Annotated in this window: 14 protein-coding genes; 3 read left to right on the forward strand and 11 right to left on the reverse strand. The window is 68.5% G+C overall.

Annotation, left to right across the window (positions count from 1 at the left end):
- Window positions 1-66 precede the first annotated feature (66 nt).
- A complete protein-coding gene (locus tag IT306_20380; protein ID MCC7370790.1) occupies window positions 67-573 on the forward strand; it encodes a hypothetical protein in 507 nt (168 codons plus the stop codon).
- A 1,286-nt stretch (window positions 574-1,859) separates the two neighbouring features.
- Window positions 1,860-2,213, forward strand: coding sequence for an Ldh family oxidoreductase (locus IT306_20385; protein MCC7370791.1), 354 nt, complete (start codon window positions 1,860-1,862; stop codon window positions 2,211-2,213).
- Window positions 2,214-2,291: 78 nt separating this feature from the next.
- Here the strand turns inward: IT306_20385 and IT306_20390 are convergent, their stop codons facing one another.
- The 11 genes from IT306_20390 to IT306_20440 all read right to left on the reverse strand — a co-directional run bounded on the left by IT306_20390 (window position 2,292) and on the right by IT306_20440 (window position 13,639).
- On the reverse strand, window positions 2,292-3,293 hold the full coding sequence (locus IT306_20390) for an aldo/keto reductase (GenBank protein MCC7370792.1): 1,002 nt from the start codon (window positions 3,291-3,293) through the stop codon (window positions 2,292-2,294).
- 87 nt (window positions 3,294-3,380) lie between these two features.
- Window positions 3,381-4,358, reverse strand: a complete 978-nt coding sequence (locus tag IT306_20395) for a phosphoglycerate dehydrogenase (GenBank protein MCC7370793.1) — start codon at window positions 4,356-4,358, stop codon at window positions 3,381-3,383.
- A 108-nt stretch (window positions 4,359-4,466) separates the two neighbouring features.
- On the reverse strand, window positions 4,467-5,249 hold the full coding sequence (locus IT306_20400) for an aldolase (GenBank protein MCC7370794.1): 783 nt from the start codon (window positions 5,247-5,249) through the stop codon (window positions 4,467-4,469).
- Window positions 5,250-5,379: 130 nt separating this feature from the next.
- Window positions 5,380-6,231 (reverse strand): phosphoenolpyruvate hydrolase family protein, encoded by an 852-nt coding sequence (locus IT306_20405; GenBank protein ID MCC7370795.1) that lies wholly within the window; start codon window positions 6,229-6,231, stop codon window positions 5,380-5,382.
- Window positions 6,232-6,235: 4 nt separating this feature from the next.
- Window positions 6,236-7,102, reverse strand: a complete 867-nt coding sequence (locus IT306_20410; GenBank protein ID MCC7370796.1) for a phosphoenolpyruvate hydrolase family protein — start codon at window positions 7,100-7,102, stop codon at window positions 6,236-6,238.
- Window positions 7,103-7,207: 105 nt separating this feature from the next.
- Window positions 7,208-7,909, reverse strand: coding sequence for a cupin domain-containing protein (locus IT306_20415; protein MCC7370797.1), 702 nt, complete (start codon window positions 7,907-7,909; stop codon window positions 7,208-7,210).
- A gap of 60 nt (window positions 7,910-7,969) precedes the next feature.
- Window positions 7,970-8,866, reverse strand: a complete 897-nt coding sequence (locus IT306_20420; protein ID MCC7370798.1) for a phosphoenolpyruvate hydrolase family protein — start codon at window positions 8,864-8,866, stop codon at window positions 7,970-7,972.
- A 125-nt stretch (window positions 8,867-8,991) separates the two neighbouring features.
- On the reverse strand, window positions 8,992-10,218 hold the full coding sequence (locus IT306_20425; GenBank protein ID MCC7370799.1) for a Tm-1-like ATP-binding domain-containing protein: 1,227 nt from the start codon (window positions 10,216-10,218) through the stop codon (window positions 8,992-8,994).
- Window positions 10,215-11,120 (reverse strand): carbohydrate ABC transporter permease, encoded by a 906-nt coding sequence (locus tag IT306_20430; protein MCC7370800.1) that lies wholly within the window; start codon window positions 11,118-11,120, stop codon window positions 10,215-10,217. Before IT306_20430 ends, IT306_20425 begins: the two co-directional genes overlap by 4 nt.
- Window positions 11,120-12,064 carry a sugar ABC transporter permease gene (locus IT306_20435; GenBank protein MCC7370801.1) on the reverse strand — a complete coding sequence of 315 codons (945 nt, stop codon included), beginning with the start codon at window positions 12,062-12,064 and terminating at the stop codon, window positions 11,120-11,122. The genes IT306_20430 and IT306_20435 overlap by 1 nt, the downstream gene beginning before the upstream one ends.
- A 108-nt stretch (window positions 12,065-12,172) precedes the next feature.
- A complete protein-coding gene (locus IT306_20440) occupies window positions 12,173-13,639 on the reverse strand; it encodes an extracellular solute-binding protein (protein ID MCC7370802.1) in 1,467 nt (488 codons plus the stop codon).
- Between the two features lie 788 nt (window positions 13,640-14,427).
- Here IT306_20440 and IT306_20445 point away from each other — a divergent pair.
- Entirely contained in the window at window positions 14,428-15,969 is a 1,542-nt protein-coding gene (locus tag IT306_20445; protein ID MCC7370803.1) for a PLP-dependent aminotransferase family protein, read from the forward strand.
- The last annotated feature ends 26 nt before the right edge of the window (window positions 15,970-15,995 follow it).

Raw genomic sequence — 15,995 nt, forward strand, 5'->3', positions numbered from 1 at the left:
AGGTCGCTGCCTGGGAGGCCGCCCGCAACGAACAGCGCGCCACCATCCGCTGGCAGTTCACCGTCGATGACGCGCGGCGCAAGCTGCATCGGCTCTACCCCTCGTAATCAGCGTGGCGAAGTACTAGGTGGCGTGCAATTGGGGATCTCGGAGTCCGATGTACGTGAACTGTTAGGGGAACCGGACCACAAGTTCGACAGTCCTGTTGACCCGGCTTCGGACTGGATCTATGGCTCAGCTGAAGTGGCGTTCCAAGATGGGTCGGTCATCGCCATCCGGCTTCGTCTGGGCGACTTGCAGGATTTGCCAGAGAAGCTATGCCTGACAGGATATCTGCCAAAGTTGGGAACACGAATAGAAGAATTCCTTGCGTATGTGCGTGCAGAGAAGCTCTCCGTAGCTGAGGATACCCTGTATTCCAACCTGGAGGCATTCGATGACGACGACAAGGAAGTTGTCCTCGTCGTCGGGGGTGGGGTCGACGTGTGGTTCGTCGGAACGCCTCCCAGATTGAACCGATTTCTCGTCGCCACTGGCCGAGTACCGTTGGAGCGGCTGCGCCCCCTGCCCTAGCCACCCGAGTACGACGGTTCACAGGATTGAACCCTGCCATAGCTGTCACGGGAAGCTGACCCCTTCTCAGTTTCCACCTACGATCAAGGGGAAGCCTGGTGGTCCTTGGGACAGATTGCGAGACTCGATCCGGTGAATGGGTAGCGCCCCACGGAACCGTGGTCACGCGGCAGTCTTGAGAGGCGGGTGTTTCGGCGGTCGGCCGCGTCGTTTGGGTGGGATCCAGCGAGGTAAGGGGATCTGGAGCCGGAGCAGTTCGCGGATGGTCCAGGGGTGATCGGCAAGGCCGGCGGCATGGCCGGTGTACGCTGGTGCCACTTGCGGGGGGCGCCGGGCGGGGCGAGCGGGCGGCGGCTGTCATGCGGCCAGCAGAAGTTGTAGGCGGTACCGACCAGCCACACGCCGGCGGTGAGGGTCGCCTCGGTGTGAGCGATGGCACGTCCGCGACGAGTGAGCGGCGCGAGGTGGGCGCGGACGGTGGCGTTGAGGCGCTCGATGTCGGCGGTGTTGATCACGGTGCCGACTGATCACGCCGCCCAGCCACAGCCGCGAGGGCGCCGCCAGCGCGAGCGCCATCCAGACCTTGCCGCCGACCTGCTTCACCCACAGCTCGTCCGCCTGCACGTGCTGGAGATCGACCTGCCCCCGCTCCACCAAGTGCTCATGCACCCGCTGGCAGTGCTGCCCGGCACCCGCGAGCCAGCGCGCCACCGTGCGCTCGTCGGGCCCAAACGCCGCCACAATCGCTTGCGTTGGGCAGCCATGACTCAGCAGCGTCAGCACCAGCACCGCCAGCTCAGCCGGCGTCTGCAGCCGATAGAACGGCGTCCCGACCGTCTCAGCGAAAGGTCCGCTTGCACCGCCGACACTGGTACCGCCGGTCCGCCTGACTGTGGATCCGGATGTTGCTTCCACCGACAATGCCACGCTCAGGGCAGTCCGAGTTGTGGCAGAATTGCCGCTGTGGGTCCATCGGTGCCTCCAGATGATGGGATGTAGGAGTTGCATCACCTGCAATGCCTGATGGACCCGCTTTTTGTCAGGCCCGCCCCTCGTTCCGCTTACTCTGCACAGTTGAGTGGGGTGCTACCAAGCTGCCACCTTCGTGACTGATTTCGGTGAGCAGTTGCCTGACAGGCAATATCCCGATAGAGGGTGAATCGTCGATGCTGTGAGGTTGGCGTCGACGCGTCTTACGTGATAGCGTGTCGCAGGTCAGGATGCCTGTCGGACGTTAGGGACTGTCAAGTAAAAACTGTCTCAAAGGGACGTGAGCGTGGACGGGGCTGGGGCTCGCGATCGAGTTGCTGGCCGGCGCGCTCGTCGGGTCGGCGACCGGGCGGGACGTGCGCGGTACCCTCGACTCGCAGCACCCGGCCTCCAAGGGCGACCTGTTCATCGCCATCGACCCCGGCTCGCTCGCCGGCTCCGGTGACCTGGCGGAGCGGGCCGGAGCGTACCTGGACGAGGTCCGCTCGTCCAGGCCCATTGGCCCGGCCGCACCACCCCGCATCCCCGGCGACCGGGCACGAGCCTGCCGGGCCGGACGGCTGACCGACGGCATCGTGCTCTCCCGCGAAGCCTGGGAAGCGGCGATCGCGCTCCGAGAGCCGCGCGTCGCGGTCGGCGCGACCGGCTGAGACCACGGCGCCCCGCCGCTCGCGCCCCGCGTTCCAGCGCGGGGGCCAGACCGGCGAGGCGCGATCTCTCGCGGTCGCTTACCGGCGGACCGGGCGACGGTCGGCCGGCCAGGCCATCCGGAAGGCCGGGCCCCCGATCAGCGCCAGATCCAATCGCCCCGCCTCGGCGATGGACTCCAGCTGCTCGCGCGTCAGCGTCGAGCCGAACGCCGCCACGTTCTGTCGAATCTCCTGGGGCGAGATCATGCCCGGCACCGTCTGGTCCACCAGCGGCTCGGTGTACGAGTAGGCCAGCGCCGCCTCGCGAATCGAGACGCCGAGCTCGGCGCAGCGACGCTCCATCATACTCACCGCGTCCGCCACCTCGGGCAGGGCCGGGAAGTACGTGTAGAGGCCCCCTTCGGCACCGGTGGCCAGGATGCTGCCCCCAAACGGTGCCGCTGCGATGGTCGCCACGCCCTTCGCTCGGGCCGCTTCCAGCAGGCCACTCGTCCTGGCGGTCGGGTTGAGTAGGGTGTAGAGACGCGGGAACTGGATCGCGTCGAACTCGCCGCACTCCACCGCGAGCTGCAACGGCTTGAGCGTCCCCGTCGCCACGCCAACGGTGCCCAACAGTCCCTCGGACTGGAGCTTGCGCATCGCCTCCAACGCGCCGCCCGGCCCGAGGATCGTCTGCATGTCGTGCTCGTCGCGCGGGTCGTGCACGAACATCAGCGGGATCTTTTCGATCCGCAGCTCCTTCAGGCTGCGCTCGGCGCTGGCCCGGACCTGATCCGCGCTGAACCCCTTGCCGTGCCCGAACTTCGTGAAGATCAGCAGGTCGTCCGGTGCCCCCGCCGCCGGCAGCAGTCGCCCGAGGAGCGCCTCATTCTCGTACGCCTCGGCGGTGTGGATGCAGCGGATGCCCGCCGCGAAGGCGGCCCGCAGGGTGGCGACGATCGCCTCGTCACCTTCCAGGCGAGTCTGCTCCGGCCCCTGGCCGCCCCACCCGTAGGCACCGATGGCGAGCCCAGTGGTACGGAGGCCGGTCCGGCCCAGGGTGACCCATGGGACCGCGGGCAGCGATGTTGGTGCACTCATACTCTGTATATCCTCTGAGGCTCTGGAATTGGTCCTGCAGGCCGGCCCCTCCCGACTGCGTTGGAGAGAGGACGGCGAGAGGTTTGTCTACTGGCGGCGCCGGTCCCACACCGTCGGGTTGATGAGGCCATCTGGGCGCTCGCCGCGCAGCACTCGGACGACGTTCTCGGCGGCCGCATGCATCGAGGCCATCGCCGCGGTTTCGGTGCTGCCGGCCGCGTGCGGCGCCAACACCACGTTGTCGAGGTTACGGAACAGGCTGTCGTGGTTCGGCTCGACGACCCGCACGTCGAGCGCGGCGCCGGCGATCCGCTGCTCCGAGAGCGCCCGGTACAGCGCCTGCTCGTCCACCAGCGGGCCGCGCGCGGCGTTGACGAGATACGCCGTCGGCTTCATCAGCCCGAGGGTACGGTCGTTGACCGTGTTCTCGGTCTCGGCCGACGACGGCAGGTGCAGTGTCACGAAGTCGCTCTCGGCGAAGACGCGCTCCAGCGGCGCCAGCTCGATGCCGTGCTCCCGAGCGAAGTCCTGCTGGGGATAGGGCTCGTAGGCCAGAATCTTCATGTCGAAGCCGCGCGCCCGCCGCGCCACGCCCCGCCCGATATTGCCCAGCCCGACGATCCCAAGCGTCTTCTGCCAGACGTCCCCGCCGATCCGCGTCTGCCAGATGCCGCCCTTGACCTCGCGGTCGAACAGCGGGATCCAACGGGCCACGCCGAGCAACAGCCCCATCGTGAAGTCCGCCACGGCGTTGGCGTTGGCACCGGGCGTGTTGCTGACGACGACGCCCCGTTCCGTCGCCGCTGGGATGTCCACCGCGTCGTAGCCGATGCCGATTCGCGAGACGTGGCGCAGGGTGGGCGCGCCATCGAACACCTCGGCGGTGTACGGCTCGATGATCGCGACGACCGCGTCGCAGCCGTCGAGCGCTCGGATCAACTCGGCGGCCGGCGTCTGCGGGTTGGCCGGAACGTAGCGCACCTCGTGGCCGGCCGCGTACAGCGGCGCCAGCGGGCCGTCCGGACTCAAGTTTGCGTAGCGGCGCGTCACCAGGACCGTCGCCATCGAGCTATCTCCTTCTGGTGGCGCCCGACGACGGCCCACGCCCGGCGCACGTCAGAGAAGGGCCCCTTCCCTGCACGTCGGGCATCGGCCGGCCTGGGCGCGTCCTCGTCAGGCGGGCCGGATCAGCTTCCGAACCGCGTCGATGCCGCGAGTCAGGCCCTCCGCGAACAGGCGGTGGTCCGCACCGTAGGCGATGGCGCGATACCCCGTCGCCATCCACTCTTTGGCCATCTCCAGGCTGCCGGCGGCCACCCCGCACGGCTTGCCGTTCCGGTCCGCCACATCGGCCACCCGCTTCATGGCGTCCTGGAACGCCGCCGACTTGAACTGGCCGGGGATGCCCATCTGGATCGAGAGGTCGTTGTGGCCGATCCAGAGACAGTCGATCCCATCCGTGGCGCCGATCGCCTCCAGATTCTCCAGCCCGGACGGCGACTCGATCTGGGCGATGATGAACGTCCGCTCGTCAATCGCCGCGATCTTGTCAGTCAGGCTTGCCTGCTCATAGTCGTCCTGGGCCATCCCGAAGCCGGCCCCTCGCCGACCACGCGGCGGGTAGCGGGTGGCGTCCACGATCCGCCGCGCCTGCTCTCCAGACTCGACCATCGGAATCATCAGCCCCAGCATCCCAACGTCCAGGGCGCGAGCCATGAAGCTGTATTCGGTGGCCGGCACGCGGCACATCGGCACCGGCGAAGGGCCCCGCGAGGACGCCGCCAGCATGCGCAGCGTCTCGAAGGACATACCGGTGTGCTCCATGTCGTAGATGGCGAACTCCGCGCCGGTGTGGCCCATCAAGCGCGGGATGCCGGGCACGAAGAGCTCGAACAGCATCGTGCCGATGGCGGTTCCGCCACGCTGGAGCTTCGATTTCACCGGGTTGTCGCGCACGGGGAGCCTCCCTCACATTGCTCCGTCGGTAGACGGGACGGTCCCGATCGTGGCCTGACAGTCGCGCGGCCGGGCGGCGTGCCGGCACATGCCGGACCTGCCGCGCCCCGCGGTGTCCGTCCTGCATCCATCAGATCAGGGCCGGACTGCGAAGACGCTGGCCCTTGAGCGCCGCGATCTCCGCCGCGACACGCTCCTCGATCGGGATGCGCTCGATGGCCGATTCCCCGAAGAAGCCGTGGACGTCCGTGTGGGCGTACAGCGCCTCGGTGTCGTCCGGCCGGGCAAACGGGCCACCGTGGGCCAGGCAGAAGACGCTCGGGTTGACGCGCTGCGCCGCCGTGACGATGGCCTGGACGTGCGCCAGCGACTCCTTCAGCGGAAGCCGCGGCTCCTTCGGGCCGACCATCCCGCCCACGGTCAGGCCGCAGCGCGCGACGATCACGTCCGCGCCGGCCTGCGTGAGCCCGCGCGCGTGCTCTTCCGAGAAGGCGAACCCGATCGTGAACAGGTCGCGGGCGTGCGCCAGCGACAGCAGCTCGTACTCGCGCTCGATGCCCTGGCCGACGTCCGAGCGCGCCAGCCCCCAACTCGGGATCGCCCCGACGGACGGGAAGTTGCCGACGCCGTCAAACCGAAGCTGCTGGAGCTCGTCCAGCACGCGCGGCAGGCGGCGGCGGGTGGGGTCGGTCGCCTCGACGCCGGCAATGATCGAGGTCCGCTCGACCACGTTGTCGATCTGCGGGTACAGCGACAGCATCATCGCGGTGGCGTTGCCGAGCGTGACGGTGGTGGGAAGCCCCTGCATCCGCGACACGCCGGTGCAGAGGACGACGATCAGGTCCGCACCGGCGACCTCGGCGCACTTGGCGACGATGCCGGAGCCGGCCCCGACCGCGATGATCGGCTCGCCGCGCGCGAGGGTCTGCTTGAGCCGTTCGAGTATGGTGGCACGGGTGAAGGCGCGCTCTGGGGTGACCATGCTGCTACCTCGTTCCGGGCGTGCCGGCCGCCGCGAGAACGCGCGGGTGCTTCGACTTGAAGGCCTTGATCGCGTCGATGACCGCCGCCTCGACGGGGATCCGCTCGACGCTGGACGCCCCGAGGAAACCCTGGGCGTCGGTGTGGTCGTACAGGTACCGGGTATCCGTCGGGCCGGAGATCGGGCCGCCGTGGGAGAGGCAGATGATCTCCGGGTTCTCGCGGCGGGCCAGGTCGATCAGCTTCTGGACGTGCTCGGCGGCCGCCTCCAACGACATCGCCGAGGCACCGGCACCGGCCAGGCCACCGGTGGTCCAGCCGGCGTGCGGCACGATCACGTCAGCGCCGGCCGCCGCCAGTCCCTGCGTCTGCTCCTCGGTGTAGCCGTAGCAGCAGGTGAAGTACTCCAGCCTGCGGGCGATCCGGACCATCTCGAAGTCCCGCTCGACGCCCAGTCCGACGCTGCGGCGGTCGCGGTTGCGGGCGGTGCTCGGGCCGGTGGTCGGGAAGTTGATCAGGCCATCGAAGCCGGTCGCGCGGAAGTCGTCGACGAGGCGCTCCAGGTCGAAGTAGGTCGGGTCCTGGGCCTCGGCCCCGCCGATGATCGGCGTCTGGGTCACCACATTGGCGATCTCGGGATACATTGCCAGCGTGGACGGGTTGGCGTGGTTCATCGTGTGGGTGGTGGGCAGTCCCATCAGGCGAGAGGTGCCGGTGTTGTAGACGATGATGAGATCGGCGCCGCCGGCCTCGGCCGACTTCGCGATCAGCCCGGAGCTGCTGCCCGCGCCGATGATCGGCTTGCGCTCGGCGATACTCTGCCGGAGGCGGGCCAGAATCTTGGCGCGGGTGAACGGTCGTCGATCCGCCACGAGGTGCTCCTTGGTACGGAGAGCGCATCCGGCTCGCGCCGCGCACGGCGTCGCCGGATGCCCGTCGAACGGCACCGGTGTCGCCGGCGCGCGTTCAGGTCGCGATCAGATCGGCGACTCCATCGCCCAGTCCGGCACCTCGCGGTTCTTGACCGGGTCGCCGTGCAGCTCCCGCAGCAGGTGCCCGTCCCGGCCCTTGCCTTCGATCTGGGTCGCGAAGCCGACCCCCTCGAAGTGCTGCTCCGGGTTGAGCGCCCCGTGCTCGTAGCCCATGCCGGCCGCGAGCATCATGCCGGGGCGCATTGGGAATTCGCGGTCGTCGTAGTTCAAGGTGAAGTTGCCCCGGAACACAAACCAGTACTCGTCGCCGTCGTGGAAGTGGTAATCGCACGGCTTGTCGGGGCGGAACTGGAAAATCTCGGTTCGGATCGCCTCCTTCCAGGTGCCGGAGATCCGTACCAGTTCGACGGTCGAGCTGGAGATGTTGCGGATCGTCGCCCCGGTCGGCGGGATGTCCAGCCAGTCGCGGCGGCGCAGGGTCACGCGGCCGTACGCCGTCTCGACGTGTGCCTCCCCGACCAGCACCACGATCCGCTCCTTCAGGGACGTCGGCGTGATGGTGATCTCGGTCGGGTCGGCCTGCGCCTGGGGCGCCGCCCAGACGGCCTGGTGACCGGCCGCCAGGGCCTCGGCAGTTGAATGGACCTGCGGCGTCCTGTTCCGGCCGAGGTAGATAAACTCGTAGTCGTCGATGTCCACCCAGGGCAGCTTCTGCTCTTTGAGGGTCTCGCGCGTGTACACCGGCATGGTCGTCCACTCCTCGTGATCTGGGGCGGAGCGGGCGGGGCAGCCCGCCCCCCGGTCGCCTTAGCTGGTCTTGCGGGCCGACGCGCGCAGCGTCTGGGTCTTGAAGCCGCGCGCCGCGTTCATGATCCCCTGCTCGATCGGGATGCGCTCTAGGCTGGATGCCCCGACGAAACCCTGGGCGTCCGTCCGCTCGTAGAGGACCTTGGTGTCCTCGGGGGTGGCGAGCGGGCCGCCGTGGGCGAGGCAGATGACCTCGCGGTTCTCCTTCCAGGTGGCGTCGATCATCGTCTGGACTTCCTCGCAGCCCCGATCCAGCGACATCGCGGCGTCGCCGGCCCCCGAGAGCCCGCCAACGGTCCACCCGACGTGCGGCACGTTGATGTCCACGCCGGCCGCTGCCATCTCGCGGGCCTGGTCCGGGTTCCAGACGTACGCCAGCGTCAGGTAGTCCTGCTTGCGGGCCAGGCTGACCATCTCCAGCTCGCGGTCGAACCCCTGCCCGACGTGCGCGCGGCTGGTCGAGAAGTCCGGGCGGTTGCCGACCGTCGGGAAGTTGATCAGGCCGTCGAAGCCGGTGTCGCGGAACGCCTTGACGAGGCGCGGCAGCCGCCGGTAGGTCGGATCGACCGCCTCGGCGCCGCCGATGATCGGGGTGTCATCCACGACATTGGCGATCTCGTCGAACATGCCGAGCGTCAGGGGGTTGGAGTGGCCGATCATCGTGGTGGGCAGGCCCCAGATCCGCGAGCGCCCGGTGCTGTACACGATGATCAGGTCGGCCCCGCCGGCCTCGGCCGACTTGGCGACGATGCCGACGCTCGACCCGGCCCCGAGGATCGGGCGGCCCTCGGCGATGTTCTTGCGCAGGCGGGTCAGGATGCTCTCGCGGGTGAAGACCGTTCGTTCGGGGATCACTCCTCGCTCCTCTCGTGCTGCTCTGCCGGGGCCGTCGGGCATGCCGAGGGCGCGCCCGGGCAGGTGACGGGCGCGGGCCACCGCGCCCCTACGGGTCGTGCCGATGACGGATCATGCCGCTGTCGCTGTCGCTGTCGCTGTGCGACGCATCGCACTCCGCCGGGGGCTCATCGCGCCCCCGCGAGCGCCGACGACGGCCTGCCGACCAGCGCCAGCATCGCCTCGGCGGCGGCCCGGGCGAACGCCTCGGAGTTGATGTGGTCGGGCAGTACCTCGACGGGGATTTCGGGCCGCAGGTCCGCCCGCAGCGCCGCCACGAACGCCGCGTTCGCCTTGCGGTCCTCGAACGGGCCGCCGGTGACGTCCAGCGTCGAGTAGCCGCCTTCCGGGATCAGGACCCGGACCGGGCCGCGCGCGGCGTTCAGCTTGCGGGCGATGAATGCGCCGATCTCACGGCTCTCGCGCACGGAGGTCCGGATCAGCGGCACGTTCGGCAGGTGCATGTGGGAGGTCCGCCTTGCGAAGCGGCGCGGGATAGCGCCGTGAATGTTGATGACGTCCACGGCGCCGGGCACCACCACCTGCGGGACGCCGTGCGCAGCGGCCGCCTCCAGCCGGTCCGGGCCGGCCGTGCAGATGCCGCCGGCGATCTCGTCCGTGACCTCGCTGGTGGTCCAGTCCAGCACCCCCGCGAACGCCCCCCGCGCCACCAGGTCCTCCATCGTCCGGCCGCCGGTGCCGTTGGCGTGGAACACCACCACCTCGCAGCCGGCCGCCTCCAGGAACTGGCGGACCAGCGTGCCGCCGCGCGTGGTGACGCCGAACATCGTCAGGGCGATGGTCGGGCGGGAGGTGTCGAGCTCGACGTCGGTGCCCTCAGCCATGCCGCAGGCGGCGCAGGCGGCGTTGGCGAGGATCGGCCCGAGCAGTCGGTTCACCCCTGAGACGTCGGCCACGCTCGGCATCACCATGATGTCGGTGGTGCCGTCGCGGCTTCCCAGGGTAGACACCATCAGCTTCGGGAACCCGAGCGGCAGCGCACGCATCACCGTCGTCCCCAGCCAGGTCCCGGTCCCGCCGCCGATCCCGAGGACGGTCTGGACCTCGCCCCGCCCAACCATCGCCTGCACCAGCCGGGCGGCGCCGACCGCTGCCGCCTCCATCGCCTCGGCGCGCTGGAGCGCACCGATCGCGGCGACCGTCGTGCCGGCCGCCTCGGCGACCGCCTCGCGCGGGGTGTCCCCTGCGAAGGCCGGCTCCCCGGCGATGCCCAGGTCCACCAGCCACGGCTCGTGCCCGCGCCGACGGATGCAGTCTGCGACGAACCGCGCCTCCTGGGCCTTCGTGTCGAGAGTGGCCAGGACCGCGATGCGCCGGATCGTCCTCTGGCTCATCCCTTGATCCCCGACATCACGATGCCCTGCACGAAGTACTTCTGGGCGCAGAAGTAGATCGTCAGGATCGGCATGGTCGCCATGATCGCGGCAGCCAGCAGCAGGTGCTCCTTCGGGCGGCCGAGGTCGGCCGGGGTGGACTGGAGCCAGCGCAGCCCGAGCGGCAGGGTGAAGTTCTCCGGGCTGTTCAGGAAGATCAGCGGTCCCCAGAAGTCGTTCCAGTGGGCCAGGAAGGCGAAGATGATCGCCGTCGCCAGGGCAGGCTTCGCCAGCGGCAGGATGATGCGCCAGAAGATCCACCAGCTCGACGCGCCGTCCAACTGGGCGGCCTGGTCGTACTCGTACGGGATCGTCATGAAGAACTGGCGCATCAGGAAGATCGTGAAGGCGCCGGCCCCGGCCGCGAACCAGTACGGCACCCAGAGCGGATAGAGGGTGTCGATCCAGCCAATCTCGCGGAACATCAGGTAGAGCGGGATGATGGTGACCTCGCGGGGCAGCATCAGGGTGGCAAGTGCCAGCCCGAAGAGCAGGCCCCGTCCCGGGAAGCGGAACCGCGCAAACCCGTACGCCACCGCCGTGGACGACAGCACCTGCCCAACCATCGACAGGACCGTCACCAGGACGCTGTTCCAGAGGAAACGCCCGAACGGGACGACCTGCCAGACCTCGACGTAGTTGAAGAAGCGGGGCTCGTCCGGGATCCACCTGGGCGGCCGGATGTAGATCTCGCCGGCGTCCTTCAGCGAGCTGGAGACGGCCCAGAAGAACGGCCAGGTCAGCGCCACGACGAGCGCGATGGCGATGACATACAGCACCAGCCGATCGACCCGGACGCGGCTCGTCGCCGTGCCGCGCACGCCGGCCGCGGGCCCGGCCGCGCGATCGGTGACCACGACCATCACTCGTTCTCCGCTGCGTAGTAGACCCAGCGCTTCGCGAGTGCGAACTGCGCCCAGGTCAGGAGGGCCACGATCACGAACATCACCCAGGCCAGCGCGGTGCCGTATCCCATGTCGTAGTACCGGAAGGCGTTGGACCAGATGTGGAGGGCGAAGAACCAGCTCGCGAAGTTCGGCCCGCCCTCCGTGGCGATGTACGCGAACTCGAAGGAGGCGAAGCTGCCAATGATCGCCAGGATCAGGTTGAGGAAGATCGTCGGCGAGAGCATCGGGATGGTGACGTTCCAGAAGCGGCTCCAACGGCCGGCGCCGTCGATGGCGGCCGCCTCGTACAGCTCGGTCGGGACGTTCTGGAGTCCGGCCAGGAAGATGATCATCCGGCTGCCGCCAATCCCCGCCCACAGCGCCACCAGCGCCAGCGACGGGATCACCATCGCCTCGCTGTAGATCCACTGCGGCCCCTCGATCCGGAACAGCCGCCAGAGCAGGTCGTTGATCGGCCCCCAGTCCGGCTGGAACATCCAGCGCCACAGCAGCGCCGAGGCGATGACCGGCGTCAGGAATGGGAGGAACATCAGCGTCCGCAGGACGGACGTCATCTTCAGTTGCTGATTCATCAGCATCGCGACGGCGAGGGCCCCGACGATCACCAGCGGCACCGTCAACCCGGCGTAGTAGAAGGTGCGCGTCAGGGAGGGCCAGAACAGCGGGTCTTCGGTGAACGCCCGCACGTAGTTGGCGAACCCGACAAACTCTGTCGCCCGGCTCGGCCGGAAGCGCGTGAACGACATCGCGAGCGACGCCACCATCGGGATGACGGTGAAGGCCGCGAATCCGACCAGCCAGGGCGAGACCCACAGAAGCCCGGTCAGCGCCTCGCGGCGTTGCAGGTTCAGCAGGCGCCCGGCGCGTGGCCGGACGGGCTGGTGCGAGACAGCAGTCATGGTGCGGCCCAGGTGGCCCGTTCCTTTCCAGCGGCGACGACGGACGCGCCGCGTGGCTGCGCAGGGGCGGCCCCTGATGGAGCCGCCCTTGCAACCGTGAAGCGAGAGCTACAGTCGTGGTCGGTCCAGTACCTGCTGGATCTTGGCGTTGGCATCATTCGCGAACGCATCGTCGGCCTTCGCGTTCCCAGTCCAGAGGGCGGACGTCACCTGATGAGTCACGTCGTTGACCTCGACCTGGCGCAGGTTGGCCGGGCCGCGGAACGGCAGCGCCTCCGCCACCAGCCGGTTGAACAGCGCCTGCCGCTCGTTCGACTTGACGCGCGGATCGTCGTAGACGTCCTGGCGGGCGCCACAGAGGCCGATCCCGCACATCGAGACGCCAGACTCCTTGTTGGTCATCCACTTCAGGAGGTTCCAGCCGGCTTCCTTCTGCTTCGAGAGCGACGGGATCAGGTAGGCATCGCCCATGTACATGCTGCCGCGCTTGCCGCTCGGGCCCTTGGGCATCGGGGTGACGCCGTAGTTCAGGTCCTTCTTCTGGTCGAACGTGTACGCCACATTGCCAGCGCTGGTCGTCATGGCGACACGCCCGCTCATGAATACCTCGACGGCCTGGCCGGCCGAGAGCGGTGGCATCACCTCGTGGGTGTACTGGAGGTCCCAGAAGTACTTCCAGGTCGCCTTCGCTTCCGGCGAGTTGAACAGTGCCTTCTTCCCGTCCTCGGAGATCAGTTCACCGCCGAACGCCCGCACCATGCAGACGAACTGGAGATAGCCCCGTGAGCCCGTGCCATCCGAAACCGGAATGAGGCCGTACTGCTCGACCCGGCCGTCAGACGACTTCTTGACCAGCCCCTTGGCGATCTGGGTCAGATCTTCCAAGCTCATCGTGTCGCCATCTGGGTACTTCACACCAGCCTGATCGAACATCGCCTTGTTGTAGAACAGCACCGTGTCGCGAGCGTGCACCAGCAGCGGCAGACCATAGAGCGGGCCTGAGCCGATGCCCTTGTCACTGACCCGCAGCGCGTCCACCATGTTCGGAAGGTACTGCTTCAGGTCGAAGTTCTCACCCTTCACGAAGTCGTCGAGCGGATAGACCATCTCGTTGGCGGCGACGTACTGGAACGAGCCCGACCCGACCGCGCCGTACACCACGTCGCCGATCGTGCCGCCCATGTGCAGTGACAGCAGCTTCGGCCCGTACTCGGCCGTTCCCGGCGGCAGCGGCTCGACCACGACCTCGACGTTCGGGTTCGCCTCCTTGAACTTGTCGAGGTGACCGCCGGGCTTGAACAGCTCGTACTGGGCACCCCCCTGGACGACGTTGTTCGCACGCTCGTGGAGGCGAACCGTTACCTTGCTCTGGGTGGGCGCCGCCGGCTTAGCAGCAGCGGCCGTCTGCTGAGCAGGGGCGGCCGGAGCGGCTGGCTTGGCAGCGTCGGCCGGCTTCGACTCGGCCGGCTTGGCCGGCGCTGCCGGCGGCTGGCTGCACGCCGCGAGCACCACCGCTCCGCTGATGCCGGCGAGTCCGGCCATGAAGCTACGCCGTGAGAAAGCTTGTCGCGCCATGCTGGTATCCCCTCCATGGGCGGGTCGCTTGCCGATTTCCGAACGACGTTGCTCCCCAGGCTGCTGGCGGCTCACCGCGACCGTGGACGCGCCGTGCAGTACGGGTCAATGACCGTCGATGGGCAGGCCCGCCGCCGCTTGCTCGCGACGACTGGCCTCCCTGGCTCGCCGAAGCCAGGCCGGCCACGCTCCATCCACCCCTCTATCCCATCCGGCAGGGCGCTGCCATACCGGAGTCGAACACTCGCGCCACCGACGCTGGACAACGGACCAGAGACGCCGCACATTCGGCGCGTGCGCGGTACGACGCCGTACCTGTTCACCCTCCACCCTCGGGTTCGCGCGAGATTGAACACTACAATACGCGAACGCCCAACGGTTGTCAATATAGACATTTCCGTACAATGCCAGACAGGTGGGCGCGCGACGGGCTGGCTGAGGCGGCGAGATGCGCTCAATTGGCCGCCGTGGCGGGGTCTCCGATGGGACGGATGAGGGGAGCACGGCATGGGAAAAACCTGCGAGCCACAGACGAGCGGCAGCGATCACGTCGCTCATGCAGGAAACGTCCGGTACCCTGACGGGTGCCGGACGATACGCTTGGCCTTGCTGGTCATGGCTGCTCCGAGCGCTGCCAGGCAGGCAGCGTGCGCTAGCGGGGCGCGCAACGACAGGCGATGGTCGCGACTCCCATCGCGGCATCAAGAACCCGAAACGCCAGGATACCCGGATGTCTCCAGGCCGCAATTGATCTGCTATGATGCCGTGAACACAAACATAGGCTGGACATGGTCTGGACATTCGAGCCGAAGCATCTGCTGACCTCGCCCGACGGGACGCCACGCTACGAGCAGATCGCCGCCGCGATAGAGGCCGCCATCGATCGGGGCGACTTTGGTGTGGGTGACCGGCTGCCGACGGTTCGAGCGCTCGCCCGGCAACTTGACGTCAGCGGCGCTTCGGTGGCCGTGGCATACAGCCTGCTGGCGCGTCGCGGCCGGGTCAGCGCCCAGGTCGGGCGCGGCACGTTCGTCACCGAGCCGGCTGACACGGCGGTTGCTCCATCTCCGGCCACGATCGGCGATGCCCGGACCATCAGGGACATGCCACGGCGGGCGTCCGAGAACAGCCGCTCGCTGCTGGCGGCCTCCTGGCGCCGGCGGGCGCTACGCTTCAGCGACCGACTACGGGCGCTGAGCCCCGAAGCGCTGGTCTGCACCGCGAGCTGGCCGGATCCGGTGCTGCTGCCGGTCGAAGTGCTGAAGCGGGCCTATGTCCGCGTGGCCGAGCAGCTTCGAGCAGAGGACTTGCAGTACACCGGCCCGGAGCCGCACCCGGATCTGGTGCAGGCCGTCCTGCCGCACCTGGAGCGGGATGGCGTGCCGGTGCTTGCCGACGATCTGGTCGTCATGAGTTCGATCCGCCAGGTTTTGACGCTGACCTTGCGGGTAGCCCCAGGTGTGCTGGGTACCAGCGAGCTGATCGTGGGTGTCGAGGAGCCGGGCCACTACACCATGTACGACACGGTGGAGAGCCTGGGACATCGGCTGGTGGGCGTGGGGGTTGACGCGGAGGGCGCCATCCCCGAGTCGCTGGATGCGGTGTTGAAGCAGGGCGCCAACGTCGTCGTGCTCACGCCGCGCGCGCACAATCCAACCGGCGCGTCCTGGACGTCAGCTAGGCGGGCGGCGTTGGCCGACGTGCTCGCGAGCCACCCGGCCGCCCTGATCCTCGAGGACGACCACTTCGCCGGCATCTCGAACCATGTACCTGGTTCGCTGCTGGCCGATCCGCGCCTGGACGAGCGGGTGATCTATGCGCGCTCGTTCTCCAAGGCGATGGGGCCAGACTTGCGGATGACGCTGGTGGCGGCCCGTGCCCGGCTGCGGGCGCAGCTCCGGGACGCCAAACTGGTCACGGACGGCTGGAGCCCGCACATGACTCAGCGGGCTCTGGCAGCCGCCCTGAACGACCCGGAGCTCGAGGTCGTGTTCTCACGCGCGCGTGACTCATACGCCGAGCGCCGCGCCGCCGTCTCAGATGCCCTGGCCGCCCGCTTGCCGGCCGGCAGCGTGGCTCCGTCGGCAGACGGCGTGAACGTGTGGCTCCGGCTCCCGGAAGGCTCCAATCTGCTGGACTTCATCCATGACGCCGCCGAGCTTGGGGTGCTCGTGTCCAGCGGCGAGCCGTTCTACATCCGGCCCGGCCACGCCAACGCGGTCCGGCTCAGTATCAGCTGGGTCACGCTTGAAGAGGCACGCCAGGCCGGGGAGATTCTGGCGTCGGCCGCACTGACCGTGGACCTGGTGCCGGTCCCAATCGGCGTCTGAATCGGCGGGCGGGTTCCTTCTCCGGG

The sequence above is a fragment of the Chloroflexota bacterium genome (assembly GCA_020850535.1).
Taxonomy (GTDB): domain Bacteria; phylum Chloroflexota; class UBA6077; order UBA6077; family JACCZL01; genus JADZEM01.